The sequence below is a fragment of the Actinomyces ihuae genome (assembly GCF_001457875.1).
GTDB classification, from domain to species: Bacteria; Actinomycetota; Actinomycetes; order Actinomycetales; family Actinomycetaceae; genus Pauljensenia; species Pauljensenia radingae_A.
On record NZ_CZPX01000005.1, the window covers coordinates 821,754 to 842,825 of the forward strand.

19 protein-coding genes and 1 tRNA gene are annotated in these 21,072 nt (G+C 58.4%); 10 read left to right on the plus strand and 10 right to left on the minus strand.

Going from position 1 to position 21,072, the window contains the following annotated elements; genetic code table 11:
- Positions 1-221 precede the first annotated feature (221 nt).
- Positions 222-830 carry a hypothetical protein gene (locus BN3002_RS08270; RefSeq protein WP_058237434.1) on the minus strand — a complete coding sequence of 203 codons (609 nt, stop codon included), beginning with the start codon at positions 828-830 and terminating at the stop codon, positions 222-224.
- 66 nt (positions 831-896) lie between these two features.
- On the opposite strand from BN3002_RS08270, the gene BN3002_RS08275 reads away from it, so the two are divergent.
- Both BN3002_RS08275 and BN3002_RS08280 read left to right on the plus strand, forming a co-directional pair.
- A complete protein-coding gene (locus tag BN3002_RS08275; protein ID WP_058237435.1) occupies positions 897-1,100 on the plus strand; it encodes a hypothetical protein in 204 nt (67 codons plus the stop codon).
- A 462-nt stretch (positions 1,101-1,562) separates the two neighbouring features.
- Entirely contained in the window at positions 1,563-1,775 is a 213-nt protein-coding gene (locus BN3002_RS08280; RefSeq protein ID WP_058237436.1) for a hypothetical protein, read from the plus strand.
- A 408-nt stretch (positions 1,776-2,183) separates the two neighbouring features.
- On the opposite strand, the gene BN3002_RS08285 is transcribed toward BN3002_RS08280, so the two are convergent.
- Together BN3002_RS08285 and betT are read right to left on the minus strand one after the other, a co-directional pair.
- A tRNA-Ser gene (locus BN3002_RS08285) sits at positions 2,184-2,268 on the minus strand.
- A 187-nt stretch (positions 2,269-2,455) separates the two neighbouring features.
- Positions 2,456-4,750 carry a choline BCCT transporter BetT gene (gene betT, locus BN3002_RS08290; RefSeq protein WP_058237912.1) on the minus strand — a complete coding sequence of 765 codons (2,295 nt, stop codon included), beginning with the start codon at positions 4,748-4,750 and terminating at the stop codon, positions 2,456-2,458.
- A gap of 230 nt (positions 4,751-4,980) precedes the next feature.
- On the opposite strand from betT, the gene BN3002_RS08295 reads away from it, so the two are divergent.
- Together BN3002_RS08295 and BN3002_RS08300 are read left to right on the plus strand one after the other, a co-directional pair.
- Positions 4,981-5,382: a hypothetical protein gene (locus BN3002_RS08295; protein ID WP_257525582.1), complete on the plus strand. Its 402-nt coding sequence runs from the start codon at positions 4,981-4,983 to the stop codon at positions 5,380-5,382.
- A gap of 61 nt (positions 5,383-5,443) precedes the next feature.
- Entirely contained in the window at positions 5,444-6,118 is a 675-nt protein-coding gene (locus tag BN3002_RS08300; RefSeq protein WP_070725239.1) for a LytR C-terminal domain-containing protein, read from the plus strand.
- A gap of 98 nt (positions 6,119-6,216) precedes the next feature.
- Here the strand turns inward: BN3002_RS08300 and BN3002_RS08305 are convergent, their stop codons facing one another.
- A complete protein-coding gene (locus BN3002_RS08305) occupies positions 6,217-7,689 on the minus strand; it encodes a uracil-xanthine permease family protein (protein ID WP_082628607.1) in 1,473 nt (490 codons plus the stop codon).
- A 284-nt stretch (positions 7,690-7,973) separates the two neighbouring features.
- Here BN3002_RS08305 and BN3002_RS08310 point away from each other — a divergent pair, with 284 nt between their 5' ends.
- From BN3002_RS08310 to BN3002_RS08320, 3 genes are read left to right on the plus strand one after another with little or no spacing between them, the layout of a single operon-like run.
- Entirely contained in the window at positions 7,974-8,423 is a 450-nt protein-coding gene (locus tag BN3002_RS08310; RefSeq protein WP_058237439.1) for a hypothetical protein, read from the plus strand.
- A gap of 57 nt (positions 8,424-8,480) precedes the next feature.
- The gene (locus tag BN3002_RS08315; protein WP_058237440.1) at positions 8,481-9,218 is read left to right on the plus strand and encodes a glutamine amidotransferase-related protein; all 738 of its coding nucleotides are present in this window, start codon (positions 8,481-8,483) and stop codon (positions 9,216-9,218) included.
- Positions 9,218-10,066 carry an SIR2 family NAD-dependent protein deacylase gene (locus BN3002_RS08320; protein ID WP_058237441.1) on the plus strand — a complete coding sequence of 283 codons (849 nt, stop codon included), beginning with the start codon at positions 9,218-9,220 and terminating at the stop codon, positions 10,064-10,066. Before BN3002_RS08315 ends, BN3002_RS08320 begins: the two co-directional genes overlap by 1 nt.
- A 4-nt stretch (positions 10,067-10,070) precedes the next feature.
- On the opposite strand, the gene BN3002_RS08325 is transcribed toward BN3002_RS08320, so the two are convergent.
- Positions 10,071-11,342, minus strand: coding sequence for an MFS transporter (locus BN3002_RS08325; protein WP_058237442.1), 1,272 nt, complete (start codon positions 11,340-11,342; stop codon positions 10,071-10,073).
- A gap of 48 nt (positions 11,343-11,390) precedes the next feature.
- Entirely contained in the window at positions 11,391-13,487 is a 2,097-nt protein-coding gene (locus BN3002_RS08330) for a beta-galactosidase (protein WP_058237443.1), read from the minus strand.
- Between the two features lie 141 nt (positions 13,488-13,628).
- Here BN3002_RS08330 and BN3002_RS08335 point away from each other — a divergent pair, with 141 nt between their 5' ends.
- Positions 13,629-14,615, plus strand: coding sequence for a LacI family DNA-binding transcriptional regulator (locus BN3002_RS08335; protein ID WP_058237444.1), 987 nt, complete (start codon positions 13,629-13,631; stop codon positions 14,613-14,615).
- An 82-nt stretch (positions 14,616-14,697) separates the two neighbouring features.
- Here BN3002_RS08335 and BN3002_RS08340 read toward each other — a convergent pair whose 3' ends face one another.
- The 4 genes from BN3002_RS08340 to BN3002_RS08355 all read right to left on the minus strand — a co-directional run bounded on the left by BN3002_RS08340 (position 14,698) and on the right by BN3002_RS08355 (position 19,802).
- Positions 14,698-15,642: a variant leucine-rich repeat-containing protein gene (locus BN3002_RS08340; protein ID WP_058237445.1), complete on the minus strand. Its 945-nt coding sequence runs from the start codon at positions 15,640-15,642 to the stop codon at positions 14,698-14,700.
- A gap of 117 nt (positions 15,643-15,759) precedes the next feature.
- A complete protein-coding gene (locus BN3002_RS08345) occupies positions 15,760-16,584 on the minus strand; it encodes an anaerobic ribonucleoside-triphosphate reductase activating protein (RefSeq protein WP_058237446.1) in 825 nt (274 codons plus the stop codon).
- Positions 16,581-18,434, minus strand: coding sequence for a ribonucleoside triphosphate reductase (locus BN3002_RS08350; protein WP_058237447.1), 1,854 nt, complete (start codon positions 18,432-18,434; stop codon positions 16,581-16,583). Before BN3002_RS08350 ends, BN3002_RS08345 begins: the two co-directional genes overlap by 4 nt.
- A 330-nt stretch (positions 18,435-18,764) precedes the next feature.
- Positions 18,765-19,802 carry a phosphatase PAP2 family protein gene (locus BN3002_RS08355; RefSeq protein WP_058237448.1) on the minus strand — a complete coding sequence of 346 codons (1,038 nt, stop codon included), beginning with the start codon at positions 19,800-19,802 and terminating at the stop codon, positions 18,765-18,767.
- Positions 19,803-20,075: 273 nt separating this feature from the next.
- Here BN3002_RS08355 and BN3002_RS08360 point away from each other — a divergent pair, with 273 nt between their 5' ends.
- Together BN3002_RS08360 and BN3002_RS08365 are read left to right on the plus strand one after the other, a co-directional pair.
- The gene (locus tag BN3002_RS08360) at positions 20,076-20,555 is read left to right on the plus strand and encodes a type III secretion system chaperone family protein (protein ID WP_058237449.1); all 480 of its coding nucleotides are present in this window, start codon (positions 20,076-20,078) and stop codon (positions 20,553-20,555) included.
- Positions 20,556-20,557: 2 nt separating this feature from the next.
- Positions 20,558-21,046 carry a YbjN domain-containing protein gene (locus tag BN3002_RS08365; RefSeq protein ID WP_058237450.1) on the plus strand — a complete coding sequence of 163 codons (489 nt, stop codon included), beginning with the start codon at positions 20,558-20,560 and terminating at the stop codon, positions 21,044-21,046.
- Positions 21,047-21,072 lie beyond the last annotated feature (26 nt).

A 21,072-nucleotide genomic window follows, 5' to 3' on the forward strand; every position in this document is an offset into this window, starting at 1 on the left:
CCGCACTACGCTCGACCTAAGTTTAAAGCAAACTTTCCCGCGCTATAGAGCCACAACAGCCCGGTCACAGCAACACGTTTTGTCCGACCTCACGTTGCCTCCAACCAATTTGACTCTCAACCTTTCCCAACCACAACGATGAAAAGTCCCCACAAAAGCAACAGAGGATGTCCTATAACCTCAGTTTATCCGGTATGGGCCTGGCAGGGTGCGATGGTGTTCTATCTGGGTGCCAGGTTCCCGTCGTTGATGCAGCACACGCGCATCTCGTCAGCCGTATAGCGCACGAAGACGTCAACGTTGTAGGTGCTAAGACCCTCGCGAACCATGATTGTGCGGACTCGGTTTTCAACTTTCCTGGTGAGGTAGCCGCGTTCAGCTCTGCCGCTCCACGCGGCGAGGCGTTCCTCGCGTGTTTCAGGGTCCGGAGTCTGAAACACAAGTGCCTTGCCGTTGACGGTGCCGTACTGTTGTCCAGTTGAGCGCCTGACGAACTCCGCGACTTGGAATCGGTGGTGCTCGTGAATTTCGACGCTGTGCGTGACGACATCAGGGGCAAGGCTATCTGCTTTCTTGTCGCGGGGCGTCGATGCGGGGACGTACACCTGCCTCGTGGCGGCGGGCTGCGGCTTTTTCTTTCGCGCGAGCCTGCGATCAGCACGGATCAGTAGCAGCGCGATACTTCCGAAGAGAACAACGATGAAAACAAGCTGGCCCGTCCCGAAATCAGGAGTGGATTGGTCCACATACGCCAGCACGCCACCCAGGAGCATGAGGGCGCTGCACATAATCAATGCCCACACAAACAGTCGCAAAACTACCCTGAGCACAGGTCCCCTCCTTCCATGCTGACGTGCAGAGCTTCCGGCGCATTTTCGTAGAGCCTGGTGCGGGTAATGGACGAGGGTGTCCTCGTCCTCGTCAATTCCCACAAAACTGCCACCGGTTCGCCTGTTGCCGTGCACGAAGTGGTGACACAAGGCTGGCACATCGGCGGGATCGCCGTAGCAGCGGAATTGCGAAGCACGCCTGGCGGATTTAAGCGCCTGTTTATCGTGGTTGTGCCATTCCTTTGCTCAACGAATCGGTGGATGAAGTGACGCCAGTAGAGCACGGCTGATGGATACCTGCCATCTTCGCTGTACCTGCCTATCATCTTTGCCGGCGGGGCGATCTACGCCGCAAACTGGCACGTTTCGGTTTCCCTAATGCCGGATACTGGATGATCGAGCGTGTGCACGGCATAGTTCCGCGTGATCATATGGACCTGTACGAGTAGAGCCGTCAGGTTCTAGCTGCCCGACTGCTTGATGGTGGCCGGGTTTTCGTTCTTGCTCCGTCCGAACAACACAAAGTCAGGTGAGAAGGGCTCCCGTTAGGCATCCTGTGCAATTCGTTCAACCTGACGAATGTTGGGCCCAACGAGTGACTTGATTGCGAGCACTTAATCACTGTGAAGGCAGCACAAGATGTTTGTGCGCAGATATGACAAGACTGTCAACAACGCAAGAAAGTCTCTCGGTGCGGCAGAGGTCGCGTAGCATCGAGTTATGGAGCCAGATGTGCTGTACTACCAAGACGAGCAGGTCGATAGATATTTTGCACGAGTAGTAGGCCAGCGACATCCTCTTTACGGTCAGGAGTTCCGCTACGATGTTGCTCAAGGTGCATGGGTAGCGTTGGAGCTCATGCCGGTTATAGGCTGGCTCCTTGATGGCGATCCTTGGTTAGAAGAAGTCGATGCCTCCGAAGTTCCTCAAGCCTTGGCAGTATAGATGTCCTGCGCCCAGATCAACAGCGAGGGCGGGACATGCACGACCAGATCTTAATCGTTACGAAAAGAAAGACCTGTCATTGCAGATAATCCGCGTGAATGAAATAGTAGCGGACGGGTCCAATCCCCGCCGATTCGACAGTGAAACTGCCTAGCCGACTCAATGAGACGGCGGCCGGGGAACCCGTCCTGTCACTAGGATAAGGCTTTTTAGACCTACGAGGAAGGCCAAATTGCTCCAAAATTAGGGATTTTGTTATGCCCTCGTCGCCTGTCGTCTCTGCGAACATGAGGTGGTGTCGCGAGCGTTGCGCATTGTGAACATTGTGATCCTCGTTTCTCGGGTTAAAGCGAACCCCGCTACACCAACGAAAAACCCCGCCGTTCCAACGAAACAGCGGGGTATCTGCGGAGGATGGGGGATTCGAACCCCCGAGGGCTTGCACCCAACACGCTTTCCAAGCGTGCGCCATAGGCCACTAGGCGAATCCTCCAAGGCGCTGCACCGATTCGACCACACAGCTGATCAATACGTGCAACAACATAGGAGCATATCTGATTGACCGCCCTTTCGGCCACCTCGCAGCGTTCACATCAGGGTGTAATCGCTCACGCAGCGCCAGCCAGGTGCAGCGTGGTCGCCCTCGTCAATGCAATCAATCAACGAGGGCGACCCATGTGCTACTCGTCGTACACGCCCAGGTAGTCTAGCCATCCTTCGTAATGATCCAGAACGTCGTGCGCGATCTGGTCAGAGGACCACCCCACAATGTCGTACCCCTGACCACCGCCCGAGGGACGCACTTCCAGGCGCACCGTCACGTCATTCGCCTCAGCAACCATCGCGGTGCCCACAGACGGAACGGGAGACTCGATCACTCGCACGGTGTAGCGGAACGGATGCTCGGTCAGCAGGCCCGCGATGCTCGGTTCAGCGTCAGCAGAAGTACTCCCGGCCGTTCGAGGCTTCGCATCATCAACCATTTCACTGATCTGCTCGTGCAGCTCAGTGGTGGAATCGGTCTGCGGTTGCTCGCCCGTATCAGTGGTCTGAGCACCTGAATCCCACTCCTGCGCGCCCGATGCCCTGGCCTCCGATTCGCCGCCAACTGTCAGCGTGACGCGGCCCAGGAAGTTACGCTCGTCATCCGGATCCTGTGCTTCGGGACCCTCAACAACCACCCATGCGGGCAGATCTTCCTTGTGGAGTTCATCGGCCACAGCCTGCAATGCGGGAACCACTCGCCTGTCAAGGACACGCTGAGCGCGCACAGGGGTGACAACGTCGAATGTCTTGCTCAGACGGTCACGCCAGGAGCGGCGAGCCATCGTTCCGGCTCCTGATGCGAGCACGCGGTTTTGGACGATGCGGCGACGACGCTGAGCCATCGACGCCTCTTGCGACAGCGAGCGCCACAAGCCGATCATCACCAGCACAAGGACGAAGGAGAATGGCAGCGCCATAACGATCGTGGCCTGCTGCAGAACCGTCAACCCACCGGCAACCAGCATCGCAATGGTCAGCACACCGGTCAGCGTCGCCCAGAAGATACGCAGCCACGGCACAGCGTCCTGGCGAGCGTTCGTGATGCGGCTGGACAGGTTTGACATGACGAGGGAGCCTGAGTCCGCGCTGGTGACATAGAACAGGATTCCGACGAACAGTGCGACGGCGACAACCACTGTTGAGCCAGGTACTCGTTGCAGCAGGGCGTAGAACCCCTGTTCCGGAGCGTTCACAGTGATTTCTGCGAATTCCCTGTCACCGTTCATCACGAGTTCCAGTGCAGCGTTACCGAAAATTGACACCCACATGATGACGTAGTTCAGGGGCAGGATCAGTGAGCCCATGACGAACTCACGGATGGTGCGGCCGCGTGAAATACGTGCCAGGAACATTCCGACGAATGCGGCCCAGGTGATCCACCACGCCCAGAAGAACAAGGTCCAGCTATTGAGCCACGTGTTGATCACATCTGCCGTTGCCGGGTTCACACGCAGGTCAGCGTAGGTTTCCAATGTGAGGGCGGGGAACATGCGCACCAGGTCGCCCACGGAACGAACCAGCGAGTCCAGCAGGTACGCGGTGTTTTGGGTGACCAGAACCCACACGGCCAGACCGATTGCCAACAGTACGTTCACGTTGGACAGAACGCGCACGCCGCGATCGACGCCGGAAACAGCGGAAACTGTCGCCATGATGACACTCAGTGCGATCAATCCGATCTGAGTGGAGGTTGCCTGCGGCAGTCCGAACAGTATCGTCAGACCGACATTCAGCTGAATGATGCCCACGCCCAGGGATGCGGCGATACCGAAGACACCGCCCACAACGACTGCGCCGTCAATGATGTTGCCCAGCGGGCCGTCCACATGTTTGCCGAAAAGAGGCCGCAAGGCTGACCGCACCGCGAGGTGGTGCTGGTGACGGTAGGCGAAGTATCCCAGAGCAATTCCGACCAGCGCGTACATGCCCCACCCTGTGATGCCGTAGTGGAAGAGCGTGTAGACCACGCCGGCGCGGGCAGCTTCCACTGTCTGAGCTTCACCGGTGGGAGGCGCCATGTACTGCGCGATCGGCTCTGCGACAGCAAAGAACATGATGTCGGTACCGATACCTGCGGCAAACAGCATGGCTGCCCATGAGAAAGTCGAGAAGTCAGGTGTCGCGTTATCTGGCCCCAGCCTCACGTTGCCGAACTTGCTCAAAGCGAGCACAACGACGAACACCAGGATGAAGGTTGCGAGAAAAATATAGAAAGATCCGAACCAGTGACTGATCCAATCCACCGCCACGGTAAACCCTGCCTCCACGCTTTGCGGTGATGCGATCGCGATGATGGCAATGACCGCAACGATCAGAGCTGATCCGATGAATACCGGGTAGTTGACTGGTGGTGATTGGGGTGTGGGTCGAGTGGCGATCTCCCCTTCGCGAGGCCGTCCGTCCGGTGAGGATTCTGCCTGCTCATCCATATCGTGACTTGCGCTGTTTGTGTTGATGTGCGCGCTCACACATCGTCCTTTCGCTCGTGTGCGCGACAGCTGGGAGCCGCACACTGCTCTATCACCATAAGGCGTTGATGGTGACAACTGCATATCAACCTTATCGACGAGGGTTCTCATGGCGCCTTCGTCGTGACAGACTCCAAAATGTGAGAAAACCGACCAAAATTCTCGCGCTCCTGAGCACAGTCGCCATCACCATGACCCTGAGTGCATGTGGACCACTCGTCAAAAAGGACCCCACTGCACAGGGCATCCAACCCACACCGCAAAGCACGCAGCCCGTTCCAACTCCAACTCCGACTCCCACCCCGGCGCCGGCTCCCGCCCCGTCCCCCCCAATCCACGGGCCTCACGCCGGGCGGCTCACAGACGACGATCGCACGAAGAAGAACCTACTCTCACTGGCCGACAAGGCTGAGCAGGGCGATGACATGGGTATTGTCAACGTGTCGATGGATCAGGCACAGTTCTGCTATCCAGACACTTTCTCGGGTGACGTCGAAAACCTCACGAGTGACCTTGACGACCAGTTCGCAGAATTGGATGAGCAGCTCGAGGAGCTTGACAAGATGCTCGAGGACTTGGACAGCGGCAGCTGAGCTTTCACCGCCCGTGCATGGCGAGGTCACATTCACAGTGTATTTCGGCTAAGTTAGTGACGTGAACCCGCAGCAATCTCGGCGTCGAACAGCACGTCAACGCTTCCTTGATGCCCGACAGAGTAAGCAGAATCTGACATTTTCCGTCGTGGCATCCGTCATGGCAGTACTGGTCATTGCTGCGCTCCTCGTGATCACGAACATCATTTCGATGCCCTCCGAAGAGTTCTCCAAGACGGAAAAGACGGCAGGTCTGGGCGACATTGTGTGCCCGACGGAAGGTACGACACCGCTGCCGGCAGACACGATCCATGTTCAGGTTCTCAACGCCACCTCACAGTCGGGCCTGGCCAGCTCGGTGACGACGATGCTGGCCGAGCAGGGATTTGTCATGCAGGATCCTGCCAACGCGGCAAGTGAGTTGACCGGCACCGTCGAAATTGACGTCTCCCCCAAGAACATTGATGCCGGCTACACGGTTGCGCGCTTCTTCCCTGATGCGCGCGTGGTGCTGAGCGAAGGCACCGACGAGGTTGTCCAGGTCATCCTCGGTACATTCTTCGATTCACTGCTGCCTAAGGAAGATATCAAGAAAATCGCAGAGGCTCAAAGCGCCTTGAAAGGCAGCGACTCGTGCCTGCCTGTCGACCCGGAGCTTCTTGCGCCCGCGACCACCCAAACCGGCGACGATGATCAGTCAGGCGACGGCAGTCAGTCAGAGGGACAATCCGAGTAGCGTCGCCGCGGTGTCACAGCAGTGGCGTTGCGTCCGCTTTTAATAGGAACGAGGGCGACTCACGTGAGCCGCCCTCGTCACATACCTGAAGAATTGGCTTAGCGAGCCTGTTCAGCGCCGCCAGTCTGTTCGGTGCCATCTGCCAGTTCAGCAGCGTCCGCCAGTTCCCCTCGTGAATGATGACGGGTCGAATAGGCCGTCGACTCCAACTCGGTACCTGACGGGGCTGACGCAGGTGAAGCAGCCTCAAGCGTCGTGCCGCGCAGCTTAGAAATCCAGCGCATGACATGGTAGATCAGCAATGCTGCACCTGAACCCAGTGCAATACCTTCGAACTGCATGCCGCCGGCAACCCACGTGAAGTTCGCGATTGCGACGATCAGGGAAACCGCAGCGGTGTTGAGGTTAACCGGGTCAGAGAAGTCCACCTGGTTCTGCACCCAGATACGCACGCCCAGCATGCCGATCATGCCGTACAGAACCGTTCCCGCACCGCCCAGAACGCCAGCCGGAATCGTCGAAATGAGGGCGCCGAACTTGGGCGTGAGAGCCAGAAGGAACGCCATGCCTGAGGCGACCAGGTACGCGGCCGTGGAGTACACGCGGGTCGCAGCCATCACACCGATGTTTTCTGCGTACGTCGTGGTACCTGAACCACCGCCGGCACCGGCAAGCATGGTGGAGCAGCCGTCAGCGATCAGTGCGCGCCCGGTGATGCCGTCAAGGTCGCGGCCGGTCATCGCTGACACCGACTTCACGTGACCAACGTTTTCAGCAATAAGGACGAAGACAACCGGGACAAACAGGCCCAGCGTCGATGGATCAAAAGCAGGTGTGGAGAACTCAGGCAGACCGATCCAGGAGGCTTCAGCAACGCGTGAGAAGTCAACCTCGTGCTGGAGGATTGCTGCAACGTAGCCGATCAGCACGCCGAATAGGATGGACAGGCGTCCGATAATACCCTTGAAGAGCACGGTGATCAGACAGATTGACACGATGGTGACCACTGCCGTCAGTGGGCCTTCCTTGACCCAGTTCCATGCGGCTGGCGCAAGGTTCAGGCCGATCAGCGCGACGATTGCGCCAGTGACGACTGGGGGCATCACGACGTCGATCCAGTGCGCGCCGGCGAAGTGCACAATGATGCCGACCAGCGTCAGGGTTGCACCGGTGGCGATTACGCCGCCCAGGGCGTAGTTGTGGCCGAGGGTCTGCGTGACAGCGGTGATCGGCGCGATCAGCGCGAAAGATGATCCGAGGTAGGACGGCATGCGTCCGCCGGTGATCAGGAAGAACAGCAGTGTGCCGACTGCGCAGAAGAACAGCGTGGTCGAAGGTGGGAAGCCTGTGATCAGAGGGACGAGGAACGTCGCACCGAACATGGCGACAACGTGCTGCGCACCGATTCCGATGGTGCGCGGCCAGGACAGACGCTCTTCGGGGGCGACAACCTCGCCGGGAGCGATTGACGTGCCGTCACCGTGCAGTCGCCATGAAAAAAAGCCGCCCCGAGGACGACTTGACGAATGGGAAGACTCGCGCGAGGCGCGAGGGGTAGCTGAACCGCTCATGCGGATGTCTCCGATCAGTTGATAAGGATGCAAAAGTGCAGGCCGTTCACCGGTCGGAACATCACAGTATCGAACTTGCCGACAAAAGGCTAAATTCCGCGGCAAATCATGGTTGATTTCACACGGGTGATCTGATGGGCGAGTTGCCTGAGCGTGCAGATAAGCTGTGACCATAGATGAACCCAGTCGTCATGCCGTAGGGTGGGACGTAGCAGGATCGTCACAAGGGGATACCAAAGATGCCCTCGGTCAGCACAGGGCCGCGGGGAGTGAGGGGGGAACTGGTGAGTCAGCCAGCGACAGGTTCGCAGTTGCACGTGCTGGATCCTTCTCTTGATTCCTCACACAGTGCCACAGAAAATCCGACGCTGGATCCGCCCTTGGATCCATCCCTTGATCCTGCACTGGATCCCTCGTCGCCCCAGTTCGTTTTCCCCGGAACCCAGGACATTGACCCAGCCATGGTTTTCTCGGCCCCCGGATACAACGCCCCTCGCCATAACTCCAACACTGCCGCCACGATTGGCCTGTGGATGGCAGCCCTTTCCCTGCTGGCGTTCCCTCTGACAATCTTCGCCCTGATCTTGAGTATTGCCGGACTCATCACCTCGTTTTCACGCGGTGGTCGAGGAAGGCACGAGGCCGTCGCCGGGCTTGTTGTATCGGGCATCGTGATCATCTCGATCTGTCTCGTTGTCGGCATCTTCGTCATCGGTTTCACGGCCGGTCTGTAGATCCCATGTTTCGACCGTAAGGGTACCGGAAATTCTTTCTTTGCCTACACTTGAAGCATGAAGCCTTTCTTGCTGGTATCAACACGCCCCGAAGAAGAAGCGATCGACGCTGAATACCATTCGTACCTCCTGGTCAGCGGTTTGACGCCGTCCACGCTCGAACAGGTTCGCATGGATATGCTGGGGCTGCCCGAAGTTGACGTCAATGCCTACAGCGGCATCTTCGTGGCTGGATCGCCTTACGGCACCACTACTCCCACTGAGAAGAAGTCATCGTCCCAGCGCAGAACTGAGGAAGATCTGGCTCACTTGTTCCATCAGATCCTCGAGGCGAAAACCCCATGTCTGACCACGGGTTACGGAACGGAGGTTGCCGCGACGGTTCTGGGCGGCACGGTGACGACACGGTGGGCTGAACCGGCTTCGATGGTGACAATCACCCTGACTGAGGAGGCCGAGGGTGACCCGCTGCTTGAGGACTTTCCGCGCACATTCACAACCTACGTCGGCCACCACGAAGCAGTAGAAGAAGTGCCGCCGGGCACGACGGTTCTTGCTAAATCAGTCACGTGTCCCACGCAGATGATGCGTTTTGGGCCGGCTTTTTGGGCTACGCAGTTCAACCCTGAACTTGACTCCGACGCGATCAATCAGCGCCTGGCGATCTATGCCGATGCCGGCTACTCAGGCACTGACGATCTGGAGACCCTGGTGCAGATCGGGCACATGGGTGAAGGAACCCACCAGGCGGGACAAATCGTGAAGAAGTTCGTTGAAAGGTTCAGGCAGCAGTAATGCCACGGTCGTCATCCTCGCTGCCTCACCTGGATGAGCTGGTCGAGCTGTGTGCGGGTAAGCGTCTGGCTGCTCTGACAGGTGCCGGAATGTCCACTGATTCAGGGCTTCCGGACTATCGCGGAACCGGATCGTCTGGCACGCCGACAGTGGATATCGACCTGTTCCTGTCGGATCCGAAATGGCAACGCTGGGTGTGGGAGCGAAACCAGGTGACGTGGCGAGCGTTGCAGGACCTGCCCGCCACACGTGGACATGAGGCGCTCGCACGCATGGAGCGGGCAGGAATCCTTCACGGCGTTGCCACTCAGAATGTGGATGGCCTAGATGAAAAGGCTGGGATCCACCAGCTCGCTCTGCTGCACGGCTCGTTCTTGACGGTTGACTGCATGCAGTGCGCAGCGCGGTATCCTCGAGAATGGCTCGATGGCGAGTTGCGCGCCGCCAATCCGAATCTGGTCGACGACCCTGATCCCACTCACGTTGCGATTCTGGCTCAGGTTGATCCCGAGGGCGCCACGGCTTCCGCGATCACGCTGGTTCCCTGTCCGCAGTGTGGTGGAATCCTCAAACCGAATGTCGTCTTTTTTGGCGAGATGCTGCCATCAGACCAGATGGACAAGGGACTGACCTTTGCTGCGCAGTGTGACGTACTCCTGGTTGTGGGCACGTCAGTGAAAGTGTCAACCGCCGTGTGGATTGCTCATCAGGCGATCAGCAGCGGCGCTGACTTGATCGTCATCAATCGTGGGCCGTGCGACCTCGATCATCACCCCGCTGTTCGCCTGCGCATCGATGGCTCTGCCAGTGACTATCTCGAGGTACTGGCAGACGCCCTCGGTGCATAAAGCCCTACCGCACAGACTTGATCCGCATGATAAATACGCACGCAATGACAGCAAATGCGATCGCTGTCGGGAACACAAACGAGTATGAGGACATGGCCGTGACAAGTACAGACGTGATGATCGGGCCAACAGCCTGACCAAGCGTCGTCGCTATGTTCAAAATGCCCAGATCTTTACCCGCAGTTTCCTTCGATGGCAGCACATCGACATTGAGCGCCTGATCAACTGACGAATACGTGCCGTATCCGAATCCTGCAAATGCGGCAAACAGAATCATGCCTGTTGTTGTCGGCATCACCCACGGGATCAGGTATCCCACTGCAAGCAGAATCGAGGCGACGACAACAGGGATCTTCCTGCGGTGAATCAAGTCAGATAGCGGTCCTGACGTAACCGTCGCAATCGCCGATACAATCAGCGTCACTATTGCCATTGTCGCGATCGTCGCCGAGGCCTGGGCATCTGTTGCACCAATGTGATCCTGGAGGATGTACAGCTGGTAGTTGAGGATCATGTAGTAGCTCAGAATCAGCAGTGAACGGCCGACAAAGGCGCGCCAGAAATCCGGGGCATTGCGAGGTGGGCGGAAGGACTTGAGCAAGTCAAGCAGGGTTTCTTTTTCATGCTGCGTTTCGCCATTGCGGGAGGAGCCTTCCCGTGGACACACCATAACCGTGAGAATTCCTGCCAACCCCATGAGGATTCCTGCCGTAACGAATCCGGGCAATGTCTGGCCGAGGAAACGTGCACCTACCAGCTGGCCCACTGATTGGCCAACCAATGTACCTGCTGCGATAAATGCCGACATAGTGGCACGTTGACGCTCGGGGATTCTGTCCGACAGTGTTGCGATCACCGGGGCAATCATCATATTGAGACCGACCATGGAGATGGAGTAGGACAGTCCGATCAGGAATGCATTGGGTAGAACCTGAATCAGGAACAGCGAGGCGCCACCTAAAATGCCGCCGGTGAAAACCCAGGGCGTACGTTTGCCAAACACCGAGCGAGTACGGTCTGAGAGGTTACCGGCAATCAGATTCGACAGGAGCGAGACGATTGCAGTAATGGTGTTGAGGGCTCCGAATACTGCCTCTTTATTCGCCACGCCAATGTCTGTGAGCCGCTGCGGCAGTAGGACGCCCGAGACAATCATCAGGCCGCCCATCCACAAGAATGAGAACAGCGCGAGAGCCGCTGCGAAGCGGATGGTGTCAGCTGTCAATTTCGGACGGGTCACCTGTGGCGTGCCCGTCGTGCCGGTATCAGTGTTCATCTTGCTTTCTTTCTTCGTTATTCGTTAATGGGAACCGGAAACAGTGGATCAGTGAGAGGGCGTATGAACGACTGCAACGTCCCATGCGCCAAGCTTGATTTCTTCCCCGGCCTTGTAAACTGCGCCGTCAAGTCCCGTCGCACGTTCAGGCACAACATAGGTACTGGGCTTCCAAGACCAGTTGTGTATGAAGTGCAGCGTTGTGTTCTGAGTGCTCGTAGCACGCATGTAGGTTTGCTGTTCGCCTGCATGTGCTCGCCACTGATCCGGCTCGAGCGACGTGGAATCAACCCATTCGAACAGGTGACGCGCCAGTTCACGATCCGGGTAGCACCCCACGGTGGTTACTCGCCCTTGGCCCGTTTGCTGGGTCGTTGCAGCTGCGTAGTCGTCCAGGAATGGGTCATCGTAGTGACCAAGGACGAGGACGTCGTCGCTGTCCGGAATCAGGCAGTCGGCATACCACTGCGCATGTCCTTCCCACTGCCCATGAACTGCAACGGGGTGCAGCAGCGTGGTTGATTCGTCGTAATGGACACCAGCATCTGTTCGAAGTACGCCTGGCTTGGTGCAATCACGAACAATTGCTTCTGCATCTGCCAGCCCTGTACGCGGCATAACGACAAGGTGGCCACCTGCAGCGACGTATTCGCGCAGCAGCTGCAGGTCCTGGTCGGAAAGCACGTAGAGGAAAGCGCTAACCAGCACCGGCCAGCGTTTGACCATCTCCTCAGGGCTCGTACCAAGTTGATCAATGTTGACAATATCGGTGGTCAGGCCGGCATCCTGGATACCTCTCATGAGAAGTGCCATGCCTTTGTCGTAGGCACCCTGGTCGCCGCGAATGCCTTCACCAATGGGCGGTTGGAATTCAGTTGCCCAGCGCGATTCAGCCGTGACAATCACTCCGATGTCAGAATGCGGTGTGAGCCCTGAGATGAGTTCGCGTGAGCTTTCCAGCTCGTGGGCCACATCTGACAACTCGTGATAGGTACGGGTCGGTGTCAGCGAGTGACCGAGGATTCCTTCCCACCATGTCTCGAATCCAAATCTGTTGGTGTGCCAGTGCCAGTATTCAATCATCTGAGCACCGCGGGCAATCATCTGCCATACGACCTGTCGGCGTTGGCCAGGCCACGGCACGATCAGGTTATGGGAGTAGCCAATTGAGGTTGCTCCCGTTTCGGTGACGACAAAAGGTGCGTCTTTCATTCCGTGGGAGACGTCAAGAAGCATTTGAACATAGGCGGGACCAGACCAGGGAATCCAACCGGGAGCACCTTGAGGATCCAGTTCGTCTATACCAGGCTTTTCTAGGCCGACCTGTGCGGCAAAGTAGATGTTCGATCCGGCGATATCAAGTGCGCTGGCCACCTCTGTAATGTCTTGTCCCGGCTGGTTGGCTGCAATACACGTGGTAACGATGTGGTGATCGGGGACCATCTGGCGAACCAAGTCAGCCTGCCATTGAATCATCTCGTGAGTGATTTCTGCCTGGAATCGCCGCCAGGCTAGGTCATAGGAAGGTACCGTGTTACCGTCGGGCGTCCACAGCTCATCCCACGAGGTGATTCTGTGGGACCAATAAGTCAGGCCCCACTTCCGGTTGAGGGTGTCGACGTCACCGTAGCGTTTCTGAAGCCATTTCTTGAAGTCGGCGAAAACATCCGGATTGTACATCAATGCCAGACCGGGCTCATTATCCACTTGCCATCCCACCACAGCAGGATGATCTTTGTAGCGCTCAACGATTTTCCGTATGACGCGTTCGGCCAGACGACAGAAGGTTGCGTTGTGGTAGTTGATGTCCTGTCGCCCGCCGTATGGCTTTTCCACACCTGTCGCGACCTGCAAGGTTGTCTCGGGGTATCGCACTCTCATCCACGGAGGCGCGGCATATGTCGGTGTCCCGATGATGACATCGATACCACGCTTATGGGCACCATCAAGGATCGGTTGAAGCCATTCAAGATTGAAGATCCCGTCTTCTGGCTCCCACGTTGACCAGACGGATTCACCGACTCGAATGATGTTGAAACCGCCCTCGACCATGAGATCCAAGTCCTTATCGAGACGGTCCTCGAAATGATACTCGTGATAATACGCAGCACCGAACCCTATCTTGTTCTGCCATGGGTGCGTCATTGTCTGTCCCTCTTCATTGATTGGTGTTCACAACCGGACTTACACGCGTAAGCAACCGTTAGCTCATAGCTTAAGCGCGTAACCCAAAATCGTCAAGCGATATCATTTGATTGCCCCAGCAGTCGCAGGAAATGAGCAATCATGGCTAACGTCCGTCGCCGCCCCACCAGTGCCGATGTCGCAAGATTGGCACGCACCTCGCGTGCCACGGTGAGCTACGTTCTTAATGACAAGCCTGGGCAGAGTATCTCGAGTGCCACGCGGGCACGCGTCCTTCAGGCGGCGCAGAAACTGGGCTACACACCCAATTCTCTTGCCCGCGATCTTGCAATGGGACATTCGCGGGTTGTCGTGATCGCCATGCCACGTTTTCCCTCAACATTCAAGTTAGGGCAGTACTACCAGCAACTCAGCACCGCAATCACTTCATGCGGATTGACCCCGCTTCTATGGTACGAAAATGAAGAGCTAACAGCGTCGCTGCTATCAGCGATCACTCCAGCCCTGATAATTGCTCCATATGGCTTGGATACAGACGATATTGATACTTTCGATTCTTTGTCGATTCCACATGTCGAAGGAGGACATTCTCAGGAACTTGCCGGCTTAGAGGTAGGCAGGGCTCAAGTCCACTATTTGTTCTCACGAGGTTCTCACACGATTGCTCTCGCAACTACGGACAATCCCCTGATGCAGATCTTTTCGGCTCCGCGTGCACAAGGCGCTCGAGCTGCACTCAGCGAAGCGGGATACCGTAGCCCATTCGAGCTAGTGCTCCCCATCCCACAAGGAGGAGATTCGGCTGAACTCACACAGATGGTAAACGACTATCTCGACTTGAATCCTGAGATAGATGCGTTCGCCTGTTACAACGACGTTCACGCAATGCCGATCATGAATGCTGTACTCAGCAGAGGCATGTCGATCCCCGATGATATCGCAATCATCGGTGTGGATGATGAGTTATTCGACTCGTATCTGCCGATTCCTCTCACCACTTTCACACTCGCTGGCGACCCGACAGCAGCTCAGCTTCTTACTGATGGACTGAACATGCTTGGAATCACAGCGGACATTGAAATCCCCAAACCCCCTATCGCTCGTCTCGTCGAACGTCAATCAGCTTAAGAGACAGTCCAAATTACTAATGAGAATCGCTTCGCATCCCCGAGACACTAGGCTATTCAGACCGTGCTGCAAGTATCGATACTCACCACCTGAACTGGTCTTCACCGATGGGGCCTTGCTCCCCGACCATCCATCCTTGACGGGCAAGGGCAAATGAAGCTCCGGACTTCACGTTCCAGCAGCTCATGCCGTTCTGCGTCGACTGACATGCGACGTCACCACTGGTTGCAAACTTGCCGTATTCAAGGGCCTGCCCACCACCTTGTGCGGACTCCACGCATTCGCGCGAAGCTCCTTCGGCGGTGGCAACCAGATTTGTCAGCCGGTCACCGCAGCTCTCAACTCCGGCAGCTGCGTAATCGTCATCAACAATGACACATGAGACAGTTTCGTCGGACAGAGTGCAGGCAATATTGCCCGAGGGCGCCATGATCTCGCCGGCCTGAACTGCACCCGCCGGTGCCGGGTACACGATCGGTTGTTCATCTGACTGAGCCTGCTCTGGTTCGGCCTCCGACTGCTCTTCAGCCGCCCCGGTGCTTTCAGGCTCGGTCGACTGCGCAGACGACTGCGGAGCCGGCGCGGGGCTGGGATCAACCGGACGGGAGGGGAAAATCCCTTTGAATACCACGATCGAGATCACCACAAGCACAAGAGCGATGGCGATGAGGATTCCGAGCACCAGTCCCACCCTGGACTGCGACGATCCATCAGATTCACCGCTTCGATTCCCCTGCTGGCGGCTGGCCTGGTCGAGGGCGGCCGTACCGGACGCCGCCTGAGAAACAGGTGGAAAACGCCCCGCTCCCTGCTGCCCGTATGCACGCCTCTGGGCAAGCGCCTGGTCCACCGCGGGATCTCCCAACGATCCCAACCACTCGAGCAGCCCCGAGTAGGTGTGCGGATTCTGAGCAACGACGGCACGCAGCTCCGGGTGACGGTAGGCGATATCCCTCAGCGTCTCATAATCCGTACCGGGGTCAGCGGCCAGTTGATGTAGGTTGCGAGGATCTGACTGATTGTTCATCGCGTTTGCCTCCATCAGCTCCAATGGTGTTGCTGACAAGCCTAGCGCACCGCTGCACGCCTGACGATCGCGCGGGCGAACTCTGCCCTATTGTCCGAGGTCACCGCACTCACCTATTCAGTGCGCGGGCCGATAGGCGAAGGTGTCGAACCCGATCTGTTCGATGTCGCGGGCCAGCGCTTCAACCTGGTCATCCCACCCCACCGCGTCGGAGCGGAAACCGTCAGGCGCACCCATCGCCCTGGCCTGCTGCAAGGCAAAGCGGCGAACGCCGCGCCGGAACGCCTCTCTCGCCACCGTCAAACCGTCACGCGGCCCATCGGGGTACACCGTCAGGCGCACTTCGTAATCCACCGACCGCGAGCGCGCATGACCGCTGCCACCGCCCTCGCAATTCACCTCATCTGGATCTGCGCCCGCACTGCCTGAACCAGGCTCGGCATAGTCAAGCAGCACGTCCAGTGCCTCCCACGCTTTCGTACCGGCACCTTGGCGTCCCGCCACGATCTGATACGTGTCCGGCATCGCTTTAATATCAATCCCGACCCAGTCAACCAGGCCCTCAGCCAGGACCTCGCGCAAACGGTGCGGGTACGGCCCTGCGGTGTGCAAACCAATCAGGAATCCCATCTCGCGCACCCGACGCATCGCCGGTATCAGCGCCTGCTGGCGTGTGGCCTCCCCTCCGGAAAACACCACGCCATCGAGCAGTCCGCGGCGCCGTGACAGCAGATCCTCCACCGATGACCATGCGACCACGCCCGGGATCGTCGGATCGATGATCGCGTGGTTATGGCAGTACGGGCACACCCACGGACATCCCTGGCAGAACACCGATGCGACCAGCTTGCCAGGCCAGTCCACCGTTGACATCGGGGTGAGCCCAGCTATTTGAAGGTCGTCGGCGTTGACAAGGCGCCCGCGGCCTGCCTCGTCCTTCATGAAAGGGAGACGGGAGGAAAGGCGCTGACCAGTTCGCCGTGCTGAGAGGCGGCTGATTCAGTGAACATTGTGCGTTCGGCGTACTCACCCTTCTTGCCGATGTTGAAGGACTGGACGGGGCGGAAGTAGCCCATGACGCGTGTCCACACCTCACACGTCTGCGGTTCGCTGTTCGGGTGGGCATCCGCGCAGCGTTCACACGTGAAGTGCTCGCCAGCCAGATACCCATGGACCGGACAGATCGAGAAGGTCGGCGTGATTGTCACGTACGGCACCTTGAAAGCAGTCAGAGAGCGACGGACCATTTCCATGCAGGCCTTCGCAGATGAGACACGCTCCCCCATGTACAGGTGAAGCACGGTGCCGCCCGTGTACTTGCCCTGCAGCACTTCCTGCTCTTCCAGAGCCTGGAATGGGTCGTCGGTGTAGCCGACGGGCAGCTGCGAGGAGTTCGTGTAGTACGGCTGATCGGCGGAGCCGGCCTGCAGGATGTCGGGGTAGCGTTTGCGGTCTTCCTTGGCGAAGCGGTACGTCGTGCCTTCGGCAGGGGTGGCCTCCAGGTTGTACATGTGGCCGGTGAACTCCTGCAGCTGAACCATGCGGTCGCGCACGCGATCGAGGATCTTTTCGCACATCTCGCGTCCACGCGGATCCGTGATGTCCATCTGGTCGTCGGTGAAGTTGCGGACCATCTCATTCATGCCGTTCACACCGATGGTGGAGAAGTGGTTATCCAGCGACCCCAGGTAGCGGCGCGTGTAGGGGAACAGGCCGTGTTCCATGTGGTAGGAAATGGTTTCGCGCTTGCGCTCCAGCGTGTCGGAGGCAATGTCGATCAGCTGGTCCATCGCACCGATCAGTCCGTCCAGGTCACCCTTGTACAGGTAGCCCAGACGCGCCATGTTAAGCGTGACCACGCCCACCGATCCGGTCAGCTCGGCCGACCCGAACAGGCCGTTGCCGCGCTTGAGCAGTTCGCGCAGATCCAACTGCAATCGGCAGCACATTGATCGGATCATATGCGGATCCAGATCGGAATTGATGAAGTTCTGGAAGTAGGGCAGGCCGTACTTCGCGGTCATTTCGAACAGGCGCAGCGTGTTGGGCGAATCCCAGTCGAAGTCCCTGGTGATGTTGTACGTCGGGATCGGGAACGTGAAGACGCGTCCGTCAGCGTCTCCCCCGGTCATCACTTCGATAAACGCCTGGTTGATCAGGTCCATTTCATGCTGCAGGTCGCCGTAGGTGAAGTCGCAGATCTCGTCGCCAATCAGCGGAGCTTCATCCATCAGATCGTCAGGGCATGTCCAGTCGAACGTGAGGTTCGTGAACGGGCACTGCGAGCCCCAGCGTGAAGGAACATTCAGGTTGAAGATCAGTTCCTGCATGCACTGGACGATCTCCTCGTACGTCATGTTGTCGAGGCGGACGAATGGCGCCATGTAGGTATCGAAAGATGAAAACGCCTGCGCACCGGCCCACTCGTTTTGCAGCGTGCCCAGAAAGTTGACGATCTGACCGCACGCAGAGGAGAAATGTTTGGGTGGGGCCGAGGCGATCGCACCGGGCACACCGTTGAAGCCTTCCTGGATGAGGCGTTTGAGCGACCAGCCTGCGCAGTACCCGGAGAACATGTCGAGGTCGTGAATGTGCAGGGCGCCCGAGCGGTGCGCTTCACCGGCTTCCGGTGAATAGATCTTTTCCAGCCAGTAGTTTGCGACCATCTTGCCGGAGGCGTTGAGGATCAAACCGCCCAGGGAGTACCCCTGGTTTGCGTTCGCATTGACGCGCCAGTCGGAGCGTTCCAGGTATTCATCAATTGTGCTGATGGCATCTACGTCATAGCGCACGGTTCAGTCTCCTCTGCCTTGATGTGGGGTCGACGCGCGGAAAGCCCGCCACGCGTCGGGGGTTTCGTCACAGGGAAAACAGCCCGCACTCGGGCTGCTGCGGCGTCAGGCCGTCGTCCTTGTCGACGTTGCGTGAACACCATATCTAGTTGCCGTTTTAAATTCTACCCACTAGATGTCGTGGTTCGGCGTGTCGCATGCGTCAGCTATGATTCCCTCGTCGAGCATGGGCCGAAAGTCCCCATCTCGCCCAGTGGGCGTTGCACAGCGTCCCCCTCGTCGGTCACTTTGTGCGTGTTGTCATTGACGAGGGCGACCGCGCCCGCTGTTTCACCGACTGTTGCGAGATTGCGGCTGCGCCCACGACAGGCGGTCCACCTCGCACATCACAGCCCCCGCGATACCACTGAGCATGAACATGACGGCCAGGGCGAGCCACCTGGTGCGCGCCGGGTCACTGGCAACGAACTGTGCGTAACCCAGGTCCCACGCGCCCGGCGCAAAGTGCGAGACGATGTCGACGTTGGGCATGAAATACCATGCGATGAGGAGCGCGAAGATGATCGCGCAGCCACAGAAGAAGGACAACATGCGCCGCGCCATCACGCCGTGCCGCCTGCGGTGTTCAACGGGTGCGAGCAGCTGCGCCCATGTGCCGGCCACCAGCACTGCGACCAGAACATCGGAAGGGCGATGCCAACCATACATGATGACGGTCATGGCCATGAGCGTGGTCCAGATCCACCCGACGTAGGCGGCCGGGGTGCGCACCCATCGAGGCGCCACGATGACCAGGGCGAGCGCGATGGATGCGGCAAACGTTGTGTGGCCGGAGGGCAGTGAGTTTGCGATGTGGATCGACGATCCCAGATCCGGTCGCGCGATCAGGAGTTTGACCAGCTGCGTGGTCAGATTTGCCGCAACGACGACGATGATGGCGCGCACGGCCAGGTGCCACCGCCTGCGCGCAATCGCAACGGCCGCGACAACGACACACATGACAACGACGGCCTGCCAGGAGGCCAGGTGAACCAGGATGCGGCCCACCGGCGCAATAGTGGGGCGCCACGTGGCCAGCGTTTCCATCAATGCCGTATCCCAGGCCTGCCCAACTGCCGTGAAGACGGCGCCGCGAATCGTCACCACGATCACGACGATATACACCACGGCTGACACAATCCGGCGGAACAGCCGTGCGCTGTATCCATCCGGGCGGGCGGCCCACTGCTGCGCCGGGCGAGATGATGGCCCGATTTGGTCGGGCGCGGACGGCGATGTGGATGAGGCCGGTGGTCCGGCTGCGCGCTGACCAGCACCATCTTCGGGCACCTGCCGCACGTCAGGGCGAGGCTCGTCAGGCATGGCCATCTCGCTTACTCCTCGGTTCGTGTTGAGCATTCCCGATAGAAACTGTATTCCATGATGCGCCAACTTCCGAGCACGGTTTCACGGCCGCGCGCCGCCCAAGCGCGCGAGTCACACTCGTCTAGACATGTAGGATCTTGCGGCTCTTCGCAACGAAGTTCTGCCGCCCTCTTTTCCCTCACGTAGGATGAAGAAAATGAGGCCTGGGCACCTCGCTCAGGAAACGGCACGATAAGCGCATATGATGAAAATGCATCGGCAGCTGACAAGGGAGGGATGAGCGTGTCACCATCACAGACGTCGCCCGTCACATCGACCCGACTGGATCGGACTCTGACGGATCTTCATGTCGATTTCCGCCCCTCCTCAACCGATGACGCAGTGTTCACCAGCCTGGAACAAAACGCGTTCTACTTCTGGGATCTGTCCCACCCTGATTTCTTCCGTATCCGCGCTCACTGGCGCGGTGAAGCTCCTGATGAAGACAGCCGCACCGAACTTGAACTGGTAGCCGCCAAGATCAATCCAGTCGAGTTCAGCCCCAAGCTCTTTATCGTGCCACTGGCTGACGATGAGGGATACCAGCTCGTAGCCGAGACGACCCTCATCATTGCGGACGGCGTCAGCGACGAACAGCTGACCGGGTTCATCACGCGCTCGGTGGCATCCATTGCTGAAGTTCTGCACGCCCTCGAACGCCAATTGCCGGACATGGTGACCTGGGATGTGGACGCGCCGCACGAGGAGGATCGCTGACCATGTCTGACGCACCTGCAATTCTTCCTGTCGACCTGGATCGCATTGAGCGCGCACTGCGCGACGTGGGCACACATCCGCGTCCCTCCGCATCCAACCCGACACAGCTTCAGGTCAGACTTGGCAGTGACCTGTTTTTCGTCTCCCTTTCCGAGGGCGACGATCCGTGGCTGACTGTCAGTGCTGCGCGCCTGATCACACGCCTCTTTTCGCGCCAGGCTGGCACGTTAATTGAACGAGCCAACCAGTGGAATGCGCAGCGGGTGACACCCACGGCGTTTGTCCAGACCGATGCTCAGGATCGTTCCTTCGTCTTTACCCGCCTACGCGTCTCAACAGCACACGGCCTGTCAGATGCGCAGCTTCGAACCAATGTCAATGTCGGGCTCAAGGGCGGCAGACAGGCTCTGGACTTCATTGACGGCGTAAGCCAGCCGCCAGCCACTACGGCCCCGACATCTCAGCGCGCTGAAAGCGATGACGTGTCATAGGGTGTTGGCAATGCCAGTGCGCCCAC

What these genes read in the sequence shown, in the direction of transcription:
- BN3002_RS08365 (WP_058237450.1), top strand. Translation starts at nt 20,558, where the DNA reads ATGTCTGACGCACCTGCAATTCTTCCTGTCGACCTGGATCGCATTGAG.
- BN3002_RS08320 (WP_058237441.1), top strand. Translation starts at nt 9,218, where the DNA reads ATGCCACGGTCGTCATCCTCGCTGCCTCACCTGGATGAGCTGGTCGAG.
- BN3002_RS08295 (WP_257525582.1), top strand. Translation starts at nt 4,981, where the DNA reads ATGACCCTGAGTGCATGTGGACCACTCGTCAAAAAGGACCCCACTGCA.
- BN3002_RS08335 (WP_058237444.1), top strand. Translation starts at nt 13,629, where the DNA reads ATGGCTAACGTCCGTCGCCGCCCCACCAGTGCCGATGTCGCAAGATTG.
- BN3002_RS08340 (WP_058237445.1), bottom strand. Translation starts at nt 15,642, where the DNA reads ATGAACAATCAGTCAGATCCTCGCAACCTACATCAACTGGCCGCTGAC.
- BN3002_RS08275 (WP_058237435.1), top strand. Translation starts at nt 897, where the DNA reads ATGGACGAGGGTGTCCTCGTCCTCGTCAATTCCCACAAAACTGCCACC.
- BN3002_RS08315 (WP_058237440.1), top strand. Translation starts at nt 8,481, where the DNA reads ATGAAGCCTTTCTTGCTGGTATCAACACGCCCCGAAGAAGAAGCGATC.
- BN3002_RS08355 (WP_058237448.1), bottom strand. Translation starts at nt 19,802, where the DNA reads ATGGCCATGCCTGACGAGCCTCGCCCTGACGTGCGGCAGGTGCCCGAA.
- BN3002_RS08325 (WP_058237442.1), bottom strand. Translation starts at nt 11,342, where the DNA reads ATGAACACTGATACCGGCACGACGGGCACGCCACAGGTGACCCGTCCG.
- betT (WP_058237912.1), bottom strand. Translation starts at nt 4,750, where the DNA reads ATGGATGAGCAGGCAGAATCCTCACCGGACGGACGGCCTCGCGAAGGG.
- BN3002_RS08330 (WP_058237443.1), bottom strand. Translation starts at nt 13,487, where the DNA reads ATGACGCACCCATGGCAGAACAAGATAGGGTTCGGTGCTGCGTATTAT.
- BN3002_RS08345 (WP_058237446.1), bottom strand. Translation starts at nt 16,584, where the DNA reads ATGAAGGACGAGGCAGGCCGCGGGCGCCTTGTCAACGCCGACGACCTT.
- BN3002_RS08360 (WP_058237449.1), top strand. Translation starts at nt 20,076, where the DNA reads ATGAGCGTGTCACCATCACAGACGTCGCCCGTCACATCGACCCGACTG.
- BN3002_RS08305 (WP_082628607.1), bottom strand. Translation starts at nt 7,689, where the DNA reads ATGAGCGGTTCAGCTACCCCTCGCGCCTCGCGCGAGTCTTCCCATTCG.